This is a genomic window from Streptomyces sp. NPDC079020 (assembly GCF_044542225.1).
In the GTDB taxonomy this organism is placed as follows: domain Bacteria; phylum Actinomycetota; class Actinomycetes; order Streptomycetales; family Streptomycetaceae; genus Streptomyces.
In genome coordinates this window covers 118,353-137,972 of sequence record NZ_JBITUB010000010.1, presented here as the reverse complement: position 1 = coordinate 137,972, position 19,620 = coordinate 118,353, and the positions used below count along the sequence as shown (strand labels likewise).

Here is a 19,620-nt window from a genome sequence, read left to right as displayed (position 1 = left end):
CCTCCCTGCCTGGGCCGACTCCAGCAGCGTACCCCCCGAAGTGGAGAAACATCAGGCCGCGGCCCTGCTATCGCAGGGCATCCCCGGTGGCGGCGAGGTCGGTCGCCGCTCGTTCGAGGTCCTCGGCCGCTCGGTTGATGCGCTGTGTGGTGGCGGACACCTGACGTCCCAGCCGCTCCGCTTCGACGAAGACCTTGACGGCCAGGACACCGAGCACGGCGATGCCCAGGAATCCCAGGGCGATGGCGAGCATGGGCCAGAACATGCGGCGGAGCCTCTTCTTCCTACGGGGCGGTGTGCAGGCGCAGCGTGGAAACGCCGCCGCCGGTGAGGAGTTCGATGATGCGTTCACCGGCGGGCTTGCGGACGGCGGCGCCGCACTCGGGGCAGGTGAAGGAGTAGAACGTGGTGCGGGGGCCGGCGCCGATCACCAGGCGCAGGCCGCCCGCGGCGAGTTCGAAGCGCCCCTGGCAGTCGGGACAGGAGGCGCGGAAGCGCACGGCGGCGGGTACGGGTTCGGGGACCGGGCCGGGGACGTACCCCTGCGCCCGCCCCTGTCCCGTACCCGGTCCCGGTGTCCGTCCCGGCCCGGGGACCGGGCACGGGAACACCGCGACGCGGGACATCACAGACATCTGGTCCATCGCTCCTCCGGCCTCCGCTCAGGCCACGCCGTCATAGGCGGCGAGCGCCTCGCGGGCCGCCCGCCGCGCACTGTCCGCCAGCTCCGGCGGTGCGACGATGCGCCCCTCTCCGCCCAGGCGCAGCGCGAGTCTGCGCAGCGAGGCGGGGTCCGGGGTCCGGAGCGTGATGCGCATCCCGCCGTCGGGGAGCTCCTCCGCGCTGTCGTGCGGGTAGTACTCGGCGACCCACCGGCCGCCGGGGCCCACCTCGATGACGACCTCCGGGTCCTGTGCCGAGGGCTGCACCAGCCCCTCCGACAGATCGCGCAGTTCCAGCTCCGGCGGCGCGGACGGTGCGTCGAGCAGCCGGATCTCGGCGACCCGGTCCAGCCGGAAGGTGCGCCGGGCCTCGGAGAGCCGGCACCAGCCCTCCATGTAGGTGTGCCCGACCGCGAACAGCCGGATCGGGTCCACCTCCCGCTCGGTCAGTTCGTCGCGGGCGGGTGAGTAGTAGCGCAGCCAGAGCCGGCGCCGCTCGGAGATGGCCCGGTCGACATCGGCGAAGACCCCGCCCTCCGCCTCGAAGGTCACCGAGAGCCGGGAGCTCGCGGCCCCCACCTCACCGGCGGCCGTCTCCAGCTTGGCGGTCGCCCGTACCAGCGCCAGCCGGTCGCTCTCGCGCAGTCCGGGCAGGGTCGCCACGGCGCGCGCCGCGACGAGCAGCGCGGTGGCCTCGTCGGCGGCGAGCCGCAGCGGCTCGGCCACGTCGTCGGGGTTGTGCCACCAGATGCGGTCACCGTCGGTGTCGATGTCCAGGAGGTCACCGCCCCGGAAGCTGGTCCCGCACATCGGGAGCACGTCGAGGTCCGAGATCAGCTCGTCCTCGGTGATCCCGAAGGCCCGCGCCACGTCCTGGACGTGCGCGCCGGGGCGCTCACGCAGATAGGTCACCAGGGAGAGCATCCGGCGGGTCTGGTCGATCGCGTTCGTGGCCATCGGTACGGGTCCCCTAGTCCTTGGCCACGGCACGCAGCCGGTCCACCACATCGGCCCGCAGATCGGCGGGCTCCTCCACGACGACGTCCGGGCCGAACTCGACGAGCCAGGCGTCCAGGCCGTGCCCGTACGGAATCTCCAGCTCGTCCCAGCCGTCGCCCAGGTCCCGTACCGATATCGCGCGTGAGCGCAGCGGGTATCCGGAACCGGCGCGCAGCCTGATCCGCGCGGTCCTGGTCGCGGTCTCCCCCGCCCAGCTCTCGACGGTCTCGCGCACCGTCACGACGTCGGGCACCTCGGCCGTGAAGGCGCCGGACCTGGAGCGGACCCGGCCGGTGATCCGGGAGAGCCGGAACACCCGCTCGGCACCCCGGTCCCGGTCCCAGCCGGCCAGGTACCAATGCCCGCGCCAGCACTCCAGGGTCCAGGGCTCGACCTGCCGCTGTCCGGGGCGGGCGGAGTTCGCCTTGCGGTAGTCGAAGGTGACCGGGCGGCGGTCCCGGCAGGCCAGCATCAGCGGTTCGAAGGCCGCCTCATGAACCGGAATACGGGGTTCGAGGGCGCTGTGCACCTCGTACGCGTCCTCCGCCTCGGGCATGCCCGCGGCCCGCAGTTTCTGCAGCGCGCCGCTCGCGGCCCCGGCGAGCCGGGCCTGCTGCCACACCTTGGCGGCGAGCCCCAGCGCCGCCGCTTCCTCGGCGTCCAGCGTGATGGGCGGGAGCCGGTTGCTGTCACGGCGCGCGAGATATCCGGTGTCGCCGTCCAGGTTCTCGACGGTCTCGATGATCAGACCGAGTTCGCGCAGATCGTCCTTGTCGCGCTCGAACATCCGGTTGAAGGAGTCGTCGGAGCCGGCTTCCAGATAGGCCTCGATGGAGCCGCGGAGCTCGCGCTTGCTGAGCGGGCGCCTGGTTCCCAGCAGGCACAGCGCCAGGTTCATCAGCCGCTCGGCCTTGGCAATCGCCATCGACGCCCTTTCTCTACGTGCTATGACCGTCGACCGTACCGCCCCCGCGTGTCCGGACAAAAGCGAGGGCCTCCCGCTGGACAGACCGAGGGCCCATGCCGTACGGCATGGGCCCTGTGCTCACGTCCGCCGGACGGATCAGACTCCGACGAGGTCGCAGACGAAGATCAGCGTCTCACCGGGAGCGATGCGGCCGCCACCGGCGCCGCTGTCGCCGTACGCGAGCGCGGCGGGAATGGTCAGCTGGCGACGGCCGCCGACCTTCATGCCCTGGACGCCCTGGTCCCAGCCGGAGATGACCTGGCCGGCGCCGAGCTGGAAACGCAGCGGGGTGCCGCGGTTCCAGGAGGCGTCGAACTCCTCGCCGGTGGAGAAGGCCACACCCACGTAGTGGACGGAGACAGTGTCGCCGGCCTTGGCGACGGCGCCGTCGCCCTCCCAGATGTCCTTGATCTCCAGGTCGACCGGCGGCTCGCCACCCGGGAAGTCGATCTCGGGCTTCTCGATGCTCACTGAACTGCTCCTCTAAATGATGAACTGGGCAACCGGGACAGTCTTACATCTTCGCCAGGATGTCCACGGCGAAGACGAGCGTGGAGTTGGCGGGGATGCTCTGCTGCGCCTTGTCGCCGAACGCCTGGTCCGGCGGGATGACGAGCAGCACGCGGCTGCCGACCTTCTTGTCGATCAGACCGTCCTTCAGCCCCTTGAGGGTGATCTGGGCGAGCGGGAAGGTCTGGGTCTTGCCCTGGGCGTAGGTGCTGTCGAACTCCTTGCCACCCTTCCACAGGAGACCGACGTAGTTCACGACGACACTGTCGCTCTCCTTGATGACCGCGCCGTCGGACTCCAGGATGTAGTTGGAGACCAGCTTCTTCGGCGGATCGCTCTTGGGGATCGTGACGGTCGGCGCCTTGCCGTCGGTCTTGGTGCCGACCTTCGGCAGGTCGATGTTGTCCTGGGCGACCTCGCTGCCCTTGGCGGAGGCCGGGATCTGCGTCGCCTTCAGGATGTCGACGACGAAGACGAGGGTGGCGTTGGGCTTGATGTCGCCCTGGCCCTGCTCGCCGTAGCCGAGCTCGGGGGGAATGACCAGCTGGACGCGGCTGCCGACCTTCTGACCGACCAGACCCTTGTCCCAGCCCTGGATGACCATTCCGGCGCCGAGCGTCAGATCGAACGGCGTCTTGCGGTCGAAGCTGTTGTCGAACGGCTTGGTGGAGTCCCACGACTGACCGAGATAATTGACCTGGATCGCGTCGCCGTTCTTGAGCTTCGCGCCGTCACCCTCACTGATGACCTCGGTCTTCAGTTCCTTGGGCGGATCACCCTTCCCCTTGGCGAGGGTGGGCTTCTCGCCGAACTTCGCACCCGCGGTGATCGCGGGCATTCCGTTCTTCGACGAGGCGGAGTCGGAGGCCTTGTCGTCGCTGCCGCACGCCGCTGTCGACAACAGCAGGAGGGGGACGACGAGAAGGCCGGCAAGTCGGCGCACTGGTTCCTCAGATCTCAGGGGGCACGGTAGTTGGGTCCCGGACACTCTAAAGGCTGTCCCGTCATCCCTGGTGGGCGCGCGACGACAGTTGCGGCACCTCTCGGCATTGTCGGAACATCCGCATACATCCGGTATGCGGATGCCCCTCCGCCTTGCACGCACCGCATCCGACGCCGCGCGCTGATTCACCGGGGGTCACGGGACACCCTTCGGGCCATGCGGAGGGCCCCGTACGAGGAACGTACGGGGCCCTGTCGCGCGATAGGCCGGGGCGTTTCCTGGTCGCCGGCTCACATACCCGCGATCAGCTTCTCCACTCGGTCGTCCACGGAACGGAACGGGTCCTTGCACAGCACCGTGCGCTGGGCCTGGTCGTTGAGCTTGAGGTGCACCCAGTCGACGGTGAAGTCCCGCCGCTGCTCCTGTGCCCTGCGGATGAAGTCACCGCGCAGCCGCGCCCTGGTGGTCTGCGGGGGCACCGACTTGCCCTCGAAGATCTTCAGGTCGTTGCAGATCCGGGCGACCTGCCCCTTGCGCTCCAGCAGGTAGTAGAGGCCACGGCGACGGTGGATGTCGTGATACGCGAGGTCTATCTGGGCGACCCGCGGATTCGACATGGTCATGTTGTGCTTGGCGCGGTACCGCTCGATGAGCTTGTACTTCATCACCCAGTCGATCTCCGTACCGATCCGGTCGAGGTCCTCGGCCTCGACGGCGTCGAGCGTACGGCCCCACAGTTCGAGGACCTGGTCGACGGTGCCGGTCCGGATGCCCCGGCGCTCGACGAAGTCGACGGCCTTCTCGTAGTACTCCCGCTGGACCTCGATGGCGGAGGCCTCACGGCCGCTGGCCAGGCGCACCTTGCGCCGCCCCGTGATGTCGTGGCTGACCTCGCGGATCGCCCGGATCGGGTTCTCCAGGGTCAGGTCCCGCATCACGGTGCCCGCCTCGATCATGCGGAGCACCAGGTCGGTCGCGCCGACCTTGAGCAGCATCGTCGTCTCGGACATGTTCGAGTCACCCACGATGACGTGGAGGCGGCGGTACCGCTCCGCGTCCGCGTGGGGTTCGTCCCGGGTGTTGATGATCGGACGCGAGCGGGTCGTCGCGGAGCTGACGCCCTCCCAGATGTGCTCGGCGCGCTGACTGACGCAGTAGACCGCTCCGCGCGGCGTCTGGAGCACCTTGCCGGCGCCGCAGATCAGCTGCCTCGTGACGAGGAACGGAATGAGGATGTCCGCGAGCCGGGAGAATTCTCCGTGCCGGGCCACGAGGTAGTTCTCATGGCATCCGTAGGAGTTTCCCGCAGAGTCGGTGTTGTTCTTGAAGAGATAGACGTCGCCCGCGATTCCCTCCTCGTGCAGGCGGCGTTCGGCGTCGACGAGCAGACCTTCCAGAATGCGCTCGCCGGCCTTGTCGTGCGTGACCAGTTCGGTCACATTGTCGCATTCGGGGGTTGCATATTCCGGATGCGATCCCACGTCGAGGTAGAGGCGGGCGCCGTTCCGCAGAAAGACATTGCTGCTGCGGCCCCATGACACAACACGGCGGAAGAGGTAGCGCGCCACTTCGTCAGGTGACAGTCGGCGCTGTCCCCTGAACGTGCACGTGACGCCGTACTCGTTCTCCAGCCCGAAAATGCGGCGGTCCATGACTGAACATTACGCCTTATGGCCTGAGCTGAAACCGGGTTCGACGGCACCGTTTCGATCATTTTCCGATCCCGCCACAACAGCGGGCGTACGCCCGGGAACTGCGAGGACCCTTCCGGTGGCCAGGAGTACCAGCAGCGCGGCCACCCCGCCGGCCCCCGCCACCGCGAAGCTCCACGCCGTTCCGCCGAGTTCGACGGCCGGGCCCGCCGCGGCGGTTCCGGCCGCGGCACCTACGCCGAACGTGGTGACGAGCCAGGAGAACGCCTCGGTCACCGTGCCGCGCGGCGCGTGCCGGTCCACGACGATGAACGAGCAGGCGATCGCCGGAGCCAGGAACACCCCGGCAAGCGCGGCCAGCGCCGTCATCACGGGCACCGAGGGGGTCAGCGTCAACGGCAGGTAGCCCAGGGCCAGCAGAGCGAGTATCACCCGCAGCCGCCGCTCCGGCGCGCCCGCCCACTGCCGCGCCCCATAGGCCGCGCCGCCGATCAGCGCGCCGAGGCCGAGGGCGGCCATCAGCCAGCCGTACACGGATTCACTGCCGTGGTCGTCGGCGTAGGCCACTCCCGCCACGGTGATCGAGCCCATCGCCAGCCCGACGAAGAAGAAGGAGCCGAGCAGCGCGAGGAGTCCGGGCGAGCGCAGGGCGCCCAGCCAGTGCGCCTCGCGCGGCGCCGAGCGCCAGGTCCGGGAGGGTTCCGACAGGACCACGGACAGGGCCCCGACGACACCTATCGCGTTGATGACGAGGAGCGCGGCGGCGGGCGACCACACGGAGACCAGCACGGTCACCAGGAGCGGGCCAACGGTGAACATCACCTCCTGGGCCACGGCGTCCATGGCGTACGCCCGGTGCACCCGGTCCTCACGCCCCAGGACGGTGGGCCACAGGGCCCGCAGCCCGCCCTCCAGCGGTGGCGTGAAGACCCCCGCGACGACGACGGCGAGGTAGGCCAGCGGCAGTGTGCCGAGGCCGGTCAGCGCGAGCAGGGCCATGCCGAGCGCGGAGAGCACCGAGGCGGGGAACTGGACGCGCGGCTGCCCGTAGAGGTCGACGGCCCGGCCCAGCAGTGGCTGCCCGACGGCCGTCGCCAGACCGTACGCGGCGGCGAGGACACCCGCCTGGGTGTAGCTGCCGCCCTCGGCACGGGTGAACATCACGATCGCGATGTGGGCGGTGGCGTTCGGCAGCCGCCCCACCAAGGTGCCGGTCAGCAGCCGGGCGGCGTGCCGCGCCCGGAGGATTTCCAGATATCCCGCGGCCATGTCCGTCCCTCTCCCCCGCCCGGCTTCCGCCCCGCTGGAGTTTTACGTATAACGTCGAGGCCCATACGTACCATGTCGGCAGTCGGCCGGTCCACCTCCCGGCACCCCCGCTCTCGCGGCACACCACCCCGATCACCCCCGCACCACCCCGCACGGAGGCCCGAGTGACCAGCGCACAGCAGCCCGTCCCGCCCCGGCCCACCAGCCGCGACGTGGCACGGGCCGCAGGGGTCTCCCAGGCCACCGTCTCCCTCGTCCTCGGCGGCAAGTGGCGCGGCCGGGTGTCGCAGGCCACGGCCCAGCGCGTACGGGAGTGCGCCGGGGAGCTGGGCTACCGGCCCAACCTCGCCGCCCGCAGTCTCCGCCTCGGCCGCACCCGGACCGCCCTGCTGGTGGTCCCCGCGCTCACCAACGAGTTCTTCGCCCGTGTCTACACCGGCGCCGCCGCCGTCGCCGCCGAGCACGACTTCGGGGTGGTGCTCTATCCCTCTCCCGACGGGACCGGCCCGGCGCGGGACCCCTTCGCCTCCGCGCGGGCGGCCCTCGACGGAGTGATCGCCTCCTCCATGGCGTCCGATGCCCTCGGCGCGCTGCACGGCGCGGAGCTGCCGCTGGTGATGCTGGACAGCGATCCGGCCGGCCCGGAGGCCGCCGCGCATGTGAACCTCGACATCGCCGACGGCATGCGCCAGGTGACGGAGCACCTGCTGTCCCTCGGCCACCGCCGGTTCGTCCATGTCGCGTCCGCAGTCGACACCTGGACCTTCGCGGTCCGGGCCCAGGCGCTGCACGACACGCTGCGGGACGTCCCGGACGCCGCCGTCCGCACCGTCCGGGCCTCCCTGGACGTACGGGCGGGGCGCGAGGCCACCGCGCGGGCACTGGCCGCTCCGGGCCCCCGGCCGACCGCGGTCATCTGCGACGACGACGTGCTGGCCGCCGGTGCCTGCAAGGCGGTCCGCCGGCTCGGGCTGCGGGTACCGGACGACATCTCGGTCACCGGCTTCGACGACCTGGCGCTGGCCACCGCCGTGGAACCGGAGCTCACCACCGTCCAGCTGCCCGCCGAGCAGGTCGGCGAGCGGGGCATGGCGGCACTGCTCGCCGTCCTGGACGGCCGCCCGGCCGAACGGGGCGGCCTGCCCGTCCGGCTGGTGGAACGCGGCTCCACCGCACCGCCGCCCGCCGTCGCCGCCCGGACATGACCGTGTCCCGGCCCACCGCGGAGACGGCGGGCCGGGACACGGGAACGCACTGTGCCGGAAGGGGGCTATCCCTCCGAGGAATCCGAGGACCCCGGCGCGTCCGAGGACCCCGAAGAATCGGGAGCGTCCGTGTCCGCGGCGGAACCGCCGGACTTCCCGGAACTGGACTCCGCGGACCCGGACTCCGCGGAACCGGGCTCCGCGGAACCGGGCTCCGCGGAACCCGCCGGCTCCGCCGGGGTGTCGGTGGAATCGGCGTCCTCGGTGTCGGACGGAGCGTCCGTCGGGGTGCTCGCCGCCGCCTCGTCCGCGCCCAGCAGACGCGCCAGCTGCCGCCCGACGATGCGCTTGAACTTGCGCTGCTGCGGCCTCGTACGGTCCAGGACCGCGACCTCCAGCCGCTCCGCGGGAATCTCCCGCTCGCCGCCGTTCGGCTCCCGGGACAGCGCCTGGACGGCCAGCTTGAGCGCCTCCGCGAGCGTCATGCCGTCACGGTGGCGCTGGTCCAGGTATCCGCCGATCTGCTCCGCGTTGCCGCCGACCGCGACCGAGCCGTGCTCGTCCACGATCGAGCCGTCGTGCGGCAGCCGGTAGATCTGGTCGCCGTCGGGCGCGGCACCGACCTCGGCGACCACCAGCTCCACCTCGTACGGCTTCTCGGCCGCACTGGAGAAGATGGTGCCCAGCGTCTGCGCGTAGACGTTGGCCAGCCCACGGGCCGTCACATCGTCGCGGTCGTAGGTGTATCCGCGCAGATCGGCGTAGCGCACGCCGCCGATGCGGAGGTTCTCGTACTCGTTGTACTTGCCGGCGGCGGCGAAGCCGATCCGGTCATAGATCTCGCTGAACTTGTGCAGCGCGCGGGACGGGTTCTCGCCGACGAACACAATGCCGTCGGCGTACTGCAGCACAACCAGGCTGCGACCGCGGGCGATGCCCTTCCGGGCGTATTCCGCCCGGTCGGCCATGGCCTGCTGGGGTGAGACATAGAACGGCGTCGACACCGGCTATCCGTCCCTTTCTGTCAGTGACGAGTGCATCGGAGAGGTCTCAGGACCCGGTCAGAGCAGCGCGGCGCGCGGGCCGTCGGGCTGCTCCAGGCGCCGGTCCAGGATCGCGCGCGCGATCTCGGCGGACTCCTGGTCCGTCAGCCTCCGGAAGCCTTCGTCGGTGATGACGGTGACGATCGGGTAGATCCGGCGGGCCACGTCCGGGCCTCCGGTCGCCGAGTCGTCGTCGGCGGCGTCGTACAGCGCCTGTACGACCAGAGTGAGAGCCTGCTCCTCCGTCAGGTCCTCGCGGTAGAGCTTCTTCATCGACCCGCGGGCGAAGATCGAGCCGGAACCGGTCGCCGCGTAGCCGTGCTCCTCGGAGCGGCCGCCGGTGACGTCGTACGAGAAGATCCGGCCCCTCTCGCGGTCGACGTCGAAGCCGGCGAAGAGCGGAACGACGGCGAGACCCTGCATGGCCATGGCCAGATTGCTGCGGATCATGGTGGAGAGCCGGTTGGCCTTGCCCTCCAGGGAGAGCTGGGCGCCCTCGACCTTCTCGAAGTGCTCCAGCTCCAGCTGGAAGAGCTTGACCATCTCCACGGCCAGGCCGGCCGTGCCGGCGATACCGACCGCCGAGTACTCGTCGGCGGGGAAGACCTTCTCGATGTCGCGCTGCGCGATCATGTTGCCCATGGTGGCGCGCCGGTCACCGGCCAGGACGACTCCGCCGGGGAACGAGGCCGCGACGATGGTCGTGCCGTGCGGCGCCTCGATGGCTCCCTGCAGAGGCGGCAGATTCCGGTTGCCCGGGAGCATCTGGGGCGACTGGTCGGACAGGAAGTCCATGAACGAGGACGAACCCGGCGTCAGGAAGGCAGCTGGTAGACGCCCGGTGCTACGAGTGTTGGCTTCCACGCGTTTCCCTCCAGGTATGCGATGGCCCTGCGCAAGGTGTCAGGATCATCCCCCAACTTGCCGATGGCCGAATTGCAGTTGCAGCACATTACGCCACGGACCCTACCCGCCCCGTGACAGCGATCCACCTGTTCGGCGGGAGTAGCGGTATGTGATCGTGCGGGCCGCCCACGAGGGGAAGGCCGGTCTCCGCGGCGCGGGCGGCCGCCCTGTCGCCCCGGGCCGGCCTCCGCCGGGCCGTGCCCCGGACCGTTTCCGGCCCGGGGCGCCCGGCTCACATCCGGGCGTTCACATCCGTGAACTACTGTCCGCCCTTTTGCACGAAGGACCTGACGAAGTCCTCGGCGTTCTCCTCCAGGACGTCGTCGATCTCGTCCAGTACCGAGTCGACGTCGTCGCTCAGCTTCTCCTGGCGCTCCTTGAGGTCCTCGGACGCCTGCGCGTCCTGCGCCTGCTCCTCGGCCTCCTCGGTGGAACGCGTCGCCTTCTGCTGTCCGCCGCCGGTGTCCTTGGTCGCCATGTAGCTCACCCCGCTCGGTTCGAAGCACTTGATCAGACCCTACCCATGGGGTCCGACATTGGCCCGGTACTTGTCTCAACGTCCGGAGGTCATCTGAATGATTCCCAGCCGGGAGAGCTTTCAGCCGCCCGACAGCACCCGGACCAGCTCTTCCGCCGTGCGGCAGCGGTCCAGGAGCTCCTTGACGTGCTCGCGCGTCCCGCGCAGCGGCTCCATCGTGGGAACCCGTTGCAGTGAGTCACGGTCGGGCAGATCGAAGATGACCGAGTCCCAGGAGGCCGCGGCGACATCGTCCGCGTACTGCTCCAGGCACCGGCCGCGGAAATAGGCCCTGGTGTCCTCGGGGGGCTTCGTGCGCGCCCTGGAGACCTCGTTCTCGTCCAGCAGCCGCTTCATCCTGCCGCGGGCCACCAGACGGTTGTACAGCCCCTTCTCCGCCCGTACGTCCGCGTACTGGAGGTCCACCAGATGCAGCCGGGGAGCGTCCCACTCCAGGCTGTCGCGGCGGCGGTAGCCCTCCATCAGCTCCCGCTTCGCGACCCAGTCCAGCTCCCCGGCCAGGCTCATCGGGTCGTTCTCCAGCCGGTTGAGGGTGTCCTCCCAGCGGAGCAGGATGTCCTTGGTCTGTTCGTCGGCGTCGGCGCCGTAACGTTCCTCGACGTACTTGCGGCCCAGTTCGAAGTACTCCATCTGCAGCTGGACAGCGGTGAGTGTCCGGCCGCTGCGGAGCGTGATCAGCTGCTTCAGGGACGGGTCGTGCGAGACCTGGTGCAGGGTGCGTACGGGCTGGTCGACGGCGAGGTCGACGTTGATGAAGCCGTCCTCGATCATGGAGAGGACCAGGGCCGTGGTGCCGAGCTTCAGATAGGTCGAGATCTCCGAGAGGTTCGCGTCACCGATGATCACATGGAGGCGGCGGTACTTCTCCGCGTCCGAGTGCGGCTCGTCCCGGGTGTTGATGATGGGGCGCTTGAGTGTGGTCTCCAGCCCCACCTCGACCTCGAAGTAGTCCGACCGCTGGCTGATCTGGAAGCCGTGCTCATGGCCGTCCTGGCCGATGCCGACCCGGCCGGCGCCGGTGACGACCTGCCGGGAGACGAAGAACGGCGTCAGATGGCGCACGATGTCCGAGAACGGTGTCTCCCGGTGCATCAGGTAGTTCTCGTGCGTGCCGTAGGAGGCGCCCTTGTTGTCGGTGTTGTTCTTGTAGAGGTGGATCGGCTGGGCACCGGGGATCGCCGCGGCCCGTTCGGCGGCCTCCGCCATGATGCGCTCGCCGGCCTTGTCCCACAGGACCGCGTCACGCGGATTGGTGATCTCGGGTGAGCTGTATTCGGGGTGCGCGTGGTCGACGTACAGCCGGGCACCGTTGGTGAGGATCACATTGGCGAGGCCGATGTCCTCGTCGGTGAGCTGGCTGGAGTCGGCGGTTTCCCGGGCGAGGTCGAAGCCTCGCGCGTCGCGCAGCGGGTTCTCCTCCTCGAAGTCCCAGCGGGCGCGCCGCGCCCGGTGCATCGCCGCCGCGTAGGCGTTGACGATCTGGGACGAGGTGAGCATGGCATTGGCGTTGGGGTGACCGGGGACGGAGATTCCGTACTCCGTCTCGATGCCCATTACTCGCCGTACGGTCATGCGGCCCTCCTTGCCCGGCGTCGTTCCCCTCCGGGACGACGCTCAAGTACCGCTGCTTGTCCGGTGTGCGTATGCGGTGCCCGTCCCCGCACTGCGCGTCTCGGCGGTACCGCAGAGCCTAGAGTGCCTCTGCGCCGGTGGGGAGATCAATTACGTCATTGTTCCGGCCGGGCCGACGTGTCGGAAAGCAGCCGGCTGCGGACGCCCCGTTCGGGCATCCGCAGCCGGACCGCTTTTTACAGGTACTGCCCGGTGTTCGCCACCGTGTCGATGGAACGGCCGGTGTCCGCGCCCTGCTTTCCGGTGACGAGTGTGCGGATGAAGACGATCCGCTCACCCTTCTTGCCGGAAATCCTGGCCCAGTCGTCCGGGTTGGTGGTGTTCGGCAGGTCCTCGTTCTCCTTGAACTCATCCACGCATGCCTGGAGGAGATGGGAGACGCGAAGGCCCTTCTGCCGCTGTTCGAGGAATGCCTTGATGGCCATCTTCTTTGCCCGGTCGACGATGTTCTGAATCATCGCGCCGGAGTTGAAGTCCTTGAAGTACAGGACTTCCTTGTCGCCGTTGGCGTAAGTGACCTCGAGGAAGCGGTTCTCCTCGGACTCCGTGTACATCCGTTCCACGACGGACTGGATCATGGCGTGGGCGGCGGCCGGCTTGGAGCCGGCGTGCTCGGCCAGATCGTCGGCGTGCAGCGGGAGGGACGGGGTCAGGTACTTCGCGAAGATGTCCTTCGCGGCCTCGGCGTCCGGACGCTCGATCTTGATCTTCACATCGAGACGGCCCGGCCGCAGGATGGCGGGGTCGATCATGTCCTCGCGGTTGGAGGCGCCGATGACGATGACGTTCTCCAGGCCTTCCACCCCGTCGATCTCGGCGAGCAGCTGGGGGACGATGGTGTTCTCCACGTCCGAGCTGACGCCGCTGCCGCGGGTACGGAAGAGGGATTCCATCTCGTCGAAGAAGACGATGACGGGCGTGCCCTCGCTCGCCTTCTCCCGGGCGCGCTGGAAGACGAGGCGGATGTGCCGCTCGGTCTCGCCGACGTACTTGTTGAGGAGCTCGGGGCCCTTGATATTGAGGAAGTAGCTCTTCCCCGCGGGCTGTCCGGTGACCTCGGCGACCTTCTTGGCCAGCGAGTTGGCAACCGCCTTGGCAATGAGGGTCTTGCCGCAGCCGGGCGGGCCGTAGAGCAGGATGCCCTTCGGTGGCCGCAGTTCGTGCTCCCTGAAGAGGTCGGGGTGGAGGTAGGGAAGCTCGACCGCGTCGCGGATCAGCTCGATCTGGTCGCCCAGTCCGCCGATCTTGTCGTAGTCGATGTCCGGGACCTCTTCGAGGACGAGCTCCTCGACCTCGCTCTTGGGAACCACTTCGTAGACGTAGCCGGACCTCGGCTCCAGCAGCAGGGCGTCGCCGGGGCGGATGGTGATGTCCAGCAAGGGCTCGGCGAGCCGCACCACCCGTTCCTCGTCGGTGTGCCCGAGCACCAGGGCCCGTTCGCCGTCCTCAAGGATCTCCTTGAGGGTGACGATGTCCCCCGCGCTCTCGTACGCCATGGCCTCGACCACGTTGAGCGCTTCGTTGAGCATGACCTCCTGGCCGCGCCGGAGGTCCTGGAGCTCGACGCTGGGGCTGACGTTCACCCGGAGCTTGCGGCCCCCGGTGAAGATGTCGCACGTACCGTCCTCGTTCGCCTGCAGGAAGACTCCGAAGCCGGCCGGCGGCTGTGCGAGCCGGTCGACTTCCTCCTTGAGGGCCACGATCTGGTCGCGGGCCTCGCGGAGCGTGTTGGCGAGCCGCTCGTTCTGTGCGGAAACGCCCGCCAGGTTCGTCTGCAACTCGACGATCCGCTCTTCGAGAATCCTCGTATGACGCGGAGAGTCGGCGAGCTTACGTCGCAGGACGGCGATTTCCTGCTCGAGATAGGCAACCTGGCCGGCTGGGTCATCAGACCCCCGCCCGGGCCGGATGCCGCGGTTGATGTCGTCGTCGTGGGCTGCCACGGTCCTCACCTCCTCCATGGGGAGCTGGACGCTTCCTGACCCTACCTGGGTGGGTGATGATTGAAACCCCTAGATCACAAAGACTCCGGGACGTGTCCGATCTTCACCCTTGCGCTCTCCCTCACGACAAGGGAATACCCACCCTTCAACATCGGAAAGCGGCCGGTTGTATCGTCGAAGCGTTCAACACCCGTCAGGGCTGGCTCCAATTGGTTCAGATACGCAGGGAACGGCAGGACACATGACCGTGCAGCAGGACGCGTCGGACGACAGTGGCACGCAGAACCTGGAGGTCTGGATCGACCAGGACCTCTGCACGGGCGACGGCATCTGTGTGCAGTACGCGCCGGAGGTCTTCGAGCTGGACATCGACGGCCTGGCGTATGTGAAGAGCGGCGACGACGAGCTGTTGCAGGACAAGGGCGCCACAACGCCGGTGCCGCTGCCGCTTCTCCAGGACGTCGTGGACTCGGCCAAGGAGTGCCCCGGCGACTGCATTCACGTCCGTCGTGTTTCGGACAGCGTCGAGGTGTACGGCCCGGACGCGGCGTAACCGTTCAGGCACTCCGGGTGAGGTCGCCCCCGGAGCGGACGAAGGCGCCGCCCTTCCACTGCCAGGTGGCCTTCTCCTGCCGGTCCGGGCAGCAACGCGGGACATCGGCCGAGGAGTAGCCGAGCAGGGTCGCCGAGACGACGCCTCCCTGTACGGCGAAGTCGCCGACCGTCATCTTCTGAGCGGGGTCCACCAGGGTCGCCACGACCCGGGGTGCGGCCCCGTTCCCCTGTGTCAGGACGTAGACACCACTGGGCGGGGTGCCGGAGCCCGCGGCGCAGTGGACGACCGCCACCGTCTCCGGCCTGCCGTCGCCGTCGAGGTCTCCGGGCGCCTGACGGGCCACGACGCTCCCCACGGTGCCGCAGTCGAGCGGGAAGGTCACCGCCGCCGGATCGGGGGCCTTGGCGGGCGCGGTGCCGTGCCGTGCCGCGCCGCGGTGCTCTGAGGCCGAGGCGGTCGCGGTGGCGGAGTCCGGCTGGAGCAGACCCGCTCCGGCGACGACGGCGGCCATGGCCGCGGCCGTGGCGAGCCAGTGCACCGGCTTGGTGTCGGTGTGCGCGAGGTCCGGGAGCGCGGAGGTCTGCACGCGGTATGTCTCCTGTGATTCCTGTGGAGCCGGAAGGCGGTGCCGGACGGTGGGGGGTGAGGGGTGGCCAGCATCGTGCCACACCTCACACCGCGGGGGAACGGCGGGGTGGACGCCGGCTCCCGGGAACGGCCGGCCGTCCCCGGGGACAACGGAAAGGCGCCGCCGCGCAGTTCCCGGTTCGTCCCGGGGAACTGCGCGGCGGCGCCGGTGCGTTGCGCGCGGTCAGTCGCGGGCGGCGGAGCCGCTCCGGCTGCCGGGTCCGTCGTAGTCGTCGCCGTAGGCACCCTTGGACGGGCGGCGGCGGCGCAGCGGCGCCTCGACGCCGTCCGCGAGGCGGCGGGCGGTGACCAGGAAGCCGGTGTGGCCGATCATCCGGTGGTCGGGCCGGACGGCGAGGCCCTCGACGTGCCAGTTGCGGATCATCGACTCCCAGGGCTGCGGCTCGGCGAAGCAGCCGATCTCGCGGATGGACTCGACGGTCCGCGAGAGCTGGGTGGTGGTCGCGACGTACGCGCAGAGGATGCCGCCGGGCACCAGCGCCTTGGACACGGCCTCCAGGCACTCCCAGGGCGCGAGCATGTCCAGGACGACGCGGTCGACCTCGGTGTCGGAGAGATTGTCCTGGAGGTCGCCGACGGTGAGCTGCCAGGCGGGGTGCGGGGAGCCGAAGTAGCGCTCCACGTTCTGCTGGGCGATCTCGGCGAAGTCCTCGCGGCGCTCGTAGGAGTGCAGCATGCCCTGCTCGCCGATGGCACGCAGCAGGAAGGTGCTCAGCGCGCCGGAGCCGACGCCTGCCTCCACGACGCGGGCGCCGGGGAAGATGTCGGCGAAGGCCAGGATCTGGCCCGCGTCCTTGGGGTAGACCACGGCGGCGCCGCGGGGCATGGACAGGACGAAGTCGGGGAGCAGGGGGCGCAGCGCGAGATAGGCGACGTTTCCCGTGGTACGGACAACACTGCCCTCGGGAGCACCGATCAGCTCGTCGTGCGGGAAAGAACCCTTGTGGGTGTGGAAATTCTTTCCGGCTTCGAGCGTGAAGGTGTAGTGGCGTCCCTTGGGGTCGGTGAGCTGGACCTGGTCCCCGACCTTGAAGGGCCCACGTCGGCGGGCGGCACCGGTCGGTTCAGACATGTGACCAGCCTACCGGTGATTCGGGGGGTGCCGACCGCCTGCCGGGGCGGCGGGCGGCCGCCCGCCGCCGGATCAGGCGCCGGGGCGGGCCATGGCTGCGACGAATGCCCGTTCGACGTCGGCGGTGGAGAGGACTCCGTAGATCTCGCCGGTCTCCTCGACCACCAGGTATTCGGTGGCCGGGGTCGCCTTGAGCCGGTCGAGGAGGGCTTCGCCGGCCAGCTCGGCGGGGACCTTCATGCCGTCGGTGAGGTCCTGGGCGAGACCGCTGACGGGGACCCAGGGGCGGCGGTGCTCGGGGACACCCACGATGGCCGCCTCGCGGACGACGCCCTTGGGGTTGCCCTGTCCGTCGACGACGACGAGGGCGCGGGCGCCCGCCTCGTTGGCGCGGCGCAGGGCCTCGGAGAGCGGGGTGGCCGATTCCACCGGGACGGCGCGCCGGGTGAGACTGCGGGCGCGGAGATCGGGGAGGTGTTCGCGCAGGCGGGCCATGCGCAGGCTGTTCCCGGCACCGGTCCAGATGATTCCGGCGAGGATCGCGGCGAGCAGGGCGTCCGTGACGGTCTCCACACCGCCGATCTCGTCGGTGGCGTTGCCCAGGGCCCCGGTGTGGGTGAGGAGCGGCAGACCGATGAGGACGGTGACGGCGAGGCCCCTGCCGACCCAGGCGGCGGCGATGGTGCCGCTCATGGGCTTGCCGGTGATCTTCCAGACGACGGCGCGCAGCATCCGGCCGCCGTCGAGCGGGAGGCCGGGGAGCAGGTTGAAGGCGGCCACGATGAGGTTGGAGATCATCAGTCCGGCGAGCAGTACTCCGGGTACGGTGCCGGGCTCGACGAACTGCATCGCGAGGTAGAAGACACCGCTGAGGACGAGGGAGAGCAGCGGGCCGACGAAGGCGAGGACGAATTCGCGGCCGGGCGTCTCGGACTCCTTCTCGATCTCGGAGACACCGCCGAAGAACTGCAGCTGGATGCGGCGGACCGGCAGCTTGTAGCGCAGCGCGGCGACCGTGTGGGCGAGTTCGTGGACGAGCACGGAGGCGTAGAACGCGATCGCGAAGAAGAGGGCGACCAGGTAGCGGGCACCGCCGAGCTCGGGCAGCACCCGGTCGAGCTGGCCGCCGAAGACCCAGGTGATGAGGGCGGCCACGACGAACCAGCTGGGGGCGACGTACACGGGCACCCCGAAGGGACGGCCCATGAGCAGGCCGCCGCCGGGTTCTTCGGGGCGTCGCGGTTTGCCGTTCTCGGGTGCGGCGCCGGGGTCCGATCCCCCTGCGCCGGGCTGCGGCCGCCCGCTGTCGCCGCTCTCGTCCACGGGATCCCTCCGGTCGGTGGCGTTTGCCACGATCATGCAGTGTGCGAGGCTCTGTGGTCGATGGTATGCCGCTTGCTGTCAGTGGCGGGCCGTAGGGTCTGAGCCATGACCTCCGTACCGCGGCCGCCCCAGCCGCCTTCGTCACTGTCGCCGTCGCGGGCGAGCGATTTCATGCAGTGTCCCTTGCTGTACCGCTTCCGGGTCATCGACAAGCTGCCGGAGAAGCCCAGTGAGGCGGCTACCCGGGGCACGCTGGTGCATGCGGTGCTGGAGCGGCTCTTCGACGCGCCTGCCGCCGACCGTACGGCGCCGCGGGCGCGGGCGCTGATTCCCGGGCAGTGGGACCGGCTGCTGGAATCGAAGCCGGAGCTCACGGAGCTGTTCGCGCAGGACACGGAGGGTGAGCGCCTGGCCCGCTGGCTGGGCGAGGCGGAGCAGCTGGTGGAGCGCTGGTTCTCGCTGGAGGACCCGACGCGTCTGGAGCCGGCCGAGCGGGAGCTGTTCGTCGAGACGGAGCTGGAGTCCGGGCTGCGGCTGCGTGGGGTGATCGACCGGATCGACGTGGCGCCGACCGGCGAGGTCCGGATCGTGGACTACAAGACGGGAAAGGCCCCGCGCCCGGAGTACGCGGAGGGCGCCCTCTTCCAGATGAAGTTCTACGCCCTGGTGATCTGGCGGCTCAAGGGCGTGGTGCCGCGGCGGCTGCAGCTGGTCTATCTGGGCAGCGGCGACGTGCTGACGTACGACCCGGTGACGGCGGACCTGGAGCGGGTGGAGCGCAAGCTGCTGGCCCTGTGGGACGCGATCTCGCTGGCGACGGAGACCGGCGAGTGGCGGCCGCGTCCGACGAAGCTGTGCGGCTGGTGCGACCACCGCGCGGTCTGCCCGGAATTCGGCGGGACTCCCCCGGTCTATCCCCTGTCGGTACGCCCGGCGGAGTCGGGCGGGGACGGCCAGGGCAGAATGGGACCGGTCCGGGCCGAGGCCGGCCAACCGGTGGCCCTTGAGGGCCCGTAAGGAGTTTTCGTGGCTATCCGCGTCCTATTGGTCGATGACCAGCCGCTGCTGCGCACCGGCTTCCGGATGATCCTGGAGGCGGAGGGCGATCTGGCTGTGGTCGGGGAGGCCGGTGACGGTCTGCAGGCGATCGACCAGGTGCGGGCGCTCCAGCCCGATGTGGTGCTGATGGACATCCGTATGCCCCGCATGGACGGCGTGGAGGCCACCCGTCAGATCACCGGTCCGGGCCGGGACGGTCCGGCGAAGGTGCTCGTCCTGACCACGTTCGACCTCGACGAGTACGTGGTGGAGGCGCTGCGCGCGGGCGCGAGCGGCTTCCTGCTGAAGGACGCTCCGGCCAATGAGCTGGTTCAGGCCATTCGGGTGGTCGCGGCGGGTGAGGCGATGCTGGCGCCGAGCATCACGCGCCGGCTGCTCGACAAGTACGCGGACCACCTGCCCTCGGGCGAGGACCCGGTTCCGGACGCCCTGCACACGCTGACGGACCGCGAGGTGGAGGTCCTGAAGCTCGTGGCGCGCGGCCTGTCCAACGCGGAGATCGCCGCGGATCTGTTCGTCAGCGAGACGACGGTCAAGACCCATGTGGGGCATGTGCTGACGAAGCTGAGCCTGCGGGACCGCGTGCAGGCCGCCGTCTACGCGTACGAGAGCGGCTTGGTGCGCCCCGGCGCCCAGTGACCGAGCCGCCCCTCGCGGGGATTCGGCTGTGCGGCGATCCGGTCCGGGGCCCTG

20 protein-coding genes and 1 pseudogene are annotated in these 19,620 nt (G+C 69.8%); 4 read left to right on the top strand and 17 right to left on the bottom strand.

Annotated features, from left to right (window positions below):
* Positions 1-67: 67 nt before the first annotated feature.
* The 8 genes from ACIGJO_RS21930 to ACIGJO_RS21895 form a co-directional block, all read right to left on the bottom strand.
* Complete coding sequence (locus ACIGJO_RS21930) at positions 68-265, bottom strand: hypothetical protein (protein WP_266929332.1); 198 nt, start codon at positions 263-265, stop codon at positions 68-70.
* A 19-nt stretch (positions 266-284) separates the two neighbouring features.
* Positions 285-626: a hypothetical protein gene (locus ACIGJO_RS21925; protein ID WP_399960820.1), complete on the bottom strand. Its 342-nt coding sequence runs from the start codon at positions 624-626 to the stop codon at positions 285-287.
* Positions 627-662: 36 nt separating this feature from the next.
* On the bottom strand, positions 663-1,619 hold the full coding sequence (locus ACIGJO_RS21920) for a helix-turn-helix transcriptional regulator (RefSeq protein WP_399960503.1): 957 nt from the start codon (positions 1,617-1,619) through the stop codon (positions 663-665).
* A gap of 13 nt (positions 1,620-1,632) precedes the next feature.
* Complete coding sequence (locus tag ACIGJO_RS21915) at positions 1,633-2,586, bottom strand: helix-turn-helix transcriptional regulator (protein WP_399960501.1); 954 nt, start codon at positions 2,584-2,586, stop codon at positions 1,633-1,635.
* 138 nt (positions 2,587-2,724) lie between these two features.
* A complete protein-coding gene (locus ACIGJO_RS21910; protein ID WP_266929335.1) occupies positions 2,725-3,099 on the bottom strand; it encodes an FKBP-type peptidyl-prolyl cis-trans isomerase in 375 nt (124 codons plus the stop codon).
* 43 nt (positions 3,100-3,142) lie between these two features.
* Positions 3,143-4,081: an FKBP-type peptidyl-prolyl cis-trans isomerase gene (locus ACIGJO_RS21905; RefSeq protein WP_399960498.1), complete on the bottom strand. Its 939-nt coding sequence runs from the start codon at positions 4,079-4,081 to the stop codon at positions 3,143-3,145.
* A gap of 290 nt (positions 4,082-4,371) precedes the next feature.
* Positions 4,372-5,733, bottom strand: coding sequence for a Pup--protein ligase (pafA, locus tag ACIGJO_RS21900; RefSeq protein ID WP_399960496.1), 1,362 nt, complete (start codon positions 5,731-5,733; stop codon positions 4,372-4,374).
* Positions 5,734-5,742: 9 nt separating this feature from the next.
* Entirely contained in the window at positions 5,743-7,002 is a 1,260-nt protein-coding gene (locus tag ACIGJO_RS21895; RefSeq protein WP_399960494.1) for an MFS transporter, read from the bottom strand.
* A gap of 164 nt (positions 7,003-7,166) precedes the next feature.
* Between ACIGJO_RS21895 and ACIGJO_RS21890 the strand changes: the two genes are divergently transcribed.
* Entirely contained in the window at positions 7,167-8,207 is a 1,041-nt protein-coding gene (locus ACIGJO_RS21890; protein ID WP_399960492.1) for a LacI family DNA-binding transcriptional regulator, read from the top strand.
* A gap of 65 nt (positions 8,208-8,272) precedes the next feature.
* On the opposite strand, the gene prcA is transcribed toward ACIGJO_RS21890, so the two are convergent.
* The 6 genes and pseudogenes from prcA to arc all read right to left on the bottom strand — a co-directional run bounded on the left by prcA (position 8,273) and on the right by arc (position 14,269).
* Positions 8,273-9,211, bottom strand: coding sequence for a proteasome subunit alpha (prcA, locus tag ACIGJO_RS21885; protein ID WP_399960490.1), 939 nt, complete (start codon positions 9,209-9,211; stop codon positions 8,273-8,275).
* Between the two features lie 57 nt (positions 9,212-9,268).
* Positions 9,269-10,114, bottom strand: coding sequence for a proteasome subunit beta (prcB, locus tag ACIGJO_RS21880; protein ID WP_399960488.1), 846 nt, complete (start codon positions 10,112-10,114; stop codon positions 9,269-9,271).
* Positions 10,066-10,260, bottom strand: a pseudogene (locus tag ACIGJO_RS21875) (endonuclease domain-containing protein); the annotation flags it as partial. The gene prcB and the pseudogene ACIGJO_RS21875, both read right to left, overlap by 49 nt.
* 155 nt (positions 10,261-10,415) lie before the next feature.
* Positions 10,416-10,634 carry a ubiquitin-like protein Pup gene (locus ACIGJO_RS21870; RefSeq protein WP_073729588.1) on the bottom strand — a complete coding sequence of 73 codons (219 nt, stop codon included), beginning with the start codon at positions 10,632-10,634 and terminating at the stop codon, positions 10,416-10,418.
* Positions 10,635-10,754: 120 nt separating this feature from the next.
* Positions 10,755-12,266, bottom strand: coding sequence for a depupylase/deamidase Dop (gene dop / locus ACIGJO_RS21865; protein ID WP_399960485.1), 1,512 nt, complete (start codon positions 12,264-12,266; stop codon positions 10,755-10,757).
* Between the two features lie 236 nt (positions 12,267-12,502).
* Positions 12,503-14,269 (bottom strand): proteasome ATPase, encoded by a 1,767-nt coding sequence (gene arc, locus ACIGJO_RS21860; RefSeq protein ID WP_399960483.1) that lies wholly within the window; start codon positions 14,267-14,269, stop codon positions 12,503-12,505.
* A 241-nt stretch (positions 14,270-14,510) separates the two neighbouring features.
* On the opposite strand from arc, the gene ACIGJO_RS21855 reads away from it, so the two are divergent.
* Positions 14,511-14,822, top strand: coding sequence for a ferredoxin (locus ACIGJO_RS21855; RefSeq protein WP_266929344.1), 312 nt, complete (start codon positions 14,511-14,513; stop codon positions 14,820-14,822).
* 4 nt (positions 14,823-14,826) lie between these two features.
* Here the strand turns inward: ACIGJO_RS21855 and ACIGJO_RS21850 are convergent, their stop codons facing one another.
* The 3 genes from ACIGJO_RS21850 to ACIGJO_RS21840 form a co-directional block, all read right to left on the bottom strand.
* Entirely contained in the window at positions 14,827-15,411 is a 585-nt protein-coding gene (locus ACIGJO_RS21850) for a hypothetical protein (protein ID WP_399960480.1), read from the bottom strand.
* Positions 15,412-15,636: 225 nt separating this feature from the next.
* Complete coding sequence (locus ACIGJO_RS21845; RefSeq protein WP_399960478.1) at positions 15,637-16,545, bottom strand: tRNA (adenine-N1)-methyltransferase; 909 nt, start codon at positions 16,543-16,545, stop codon at positions 15,637-15,639.
* Between the two features lie 72 nt (positions 16,546-16,617).
* A complete protein-coding gene (locus ACIGJO_RS21840) occupies positions 16,618-17,868 on the bottom strand; it encodes a site-2 protease family protein (RefSeq protein WP_399960817.1) in 1,251 nt (416 codons plus the stop codon).
* Between the two features lie 171 nt (positions 17,869-18,039).
* On the opposite strand from ACIGJO_RS21840, the gene ACIGJO_RS21835 reads away from it, so the two are divergent.
* A complete protein-coding gene (locus tag ACIGJO_RS21835) occupies positions 18,040-18,885 on the top strand; it encodes a RecB family exonuclease (RefSeq protein ID WP_399960476.1) in 846 nt (281 codons plus the stop codon).
* A 9-nt stretch (positions 18,886-18,894) separates the two neighbouring features.
* Positions 18,895-19,566: a response regulator gene (locus ACIGJO_RS21830; protein WP_399960474.1), complete on the top strand. Its 672-nt coding sequence runs from the start codon at positions 18,895-18,897 to the stop codon at positions 19,564-19,566.
* Positions 19,567-19,620 lie beyond the last annotated feature (54 nt).

Excerpts from the sequence above, each read along its gene's own strand:
- ACIGJO_RS21920 (WP_399960503.1), bottom strand. The coding sequence starts at position 1,619 with ATGGCCACGAACGCGATCGACCAGACCCGCCGGATGCTCTCCCTGGTG.
- ACIGJO_RS21845 (WP_399960478.1), bottom strand. The coding sequence starts at position 16,545 with ATGTCTGAACCGACCGGTGCCGCCCGCCGACGTGGGCCCTTCAAGGTC.
- ACIGJO_RS21855 (WP_266929344.1), top strand. The coding sequence starts at position 14,511 with ATGACCGTGCAGCAGGACGCGTCGGACGACAGTGGCACGCAGAACCTG.
- ACIGJO_RS21870 (WP_073729588.1), bottom strand. The coding sequence starts at position 10,634 with ATGGCGACCAAGGACACCGGCGGCGGACAGCAGAAGGCGACGCGTTCC.
- ACIGJO_RS21930 (WP_266929332.1), bottom strand. The coding sequence starts at position 265 with ATGTTCTGGCCCATGCTCGCCATCGCCCTGGGATTCCTGGGCATCGCC.
- dop (WP_399960485.1), bottom strand. The coding sequence starts at position 12,266 with ATGACCGTACGGCGAGTAATGGGCATCGAGACGGAGTACGGAATCTCC.
- ACIGJO_RS21925 (WP_399960820.1), bottom strand. The coding sequence starts at position 626 with ATGTCCCGCGTCGCGGTGTTCCCGTGCCCGGTCCCCGGGCCGGGACGG.
- pafA (WP_399960496.1), bottom strand. The coding sequence starts at position 5,733 with ATGGACCGCCGCATTTTCGGGCTGGAGAACGAGTACGGCGTCACGTGC.
- ACIGJO_RS21915 (WP_399960501.1), bottom strand. The coding sequence starts at position 2,586 with ATGGCGATTGCCAAGGCCGAGCGGCTGATGAACCTGGCGCTGTGCCTG.
- ACIGJO_RS21835 (WP_399960476.1), top strand. The coding sequence starts at position 18,040 with ATGCAGTGTCCCTTGCTGTACCGCTTCCGGGTCATCGACAAGCTGCCG.
- ACIGJO_RS21895 (WP_399960494.1), bottom strand. The coding sequence starts at position 7,002 with ATGGCCGCGGGATATCTGGAAATCCTCCGGGCGCGGCACGCCGCCCGG.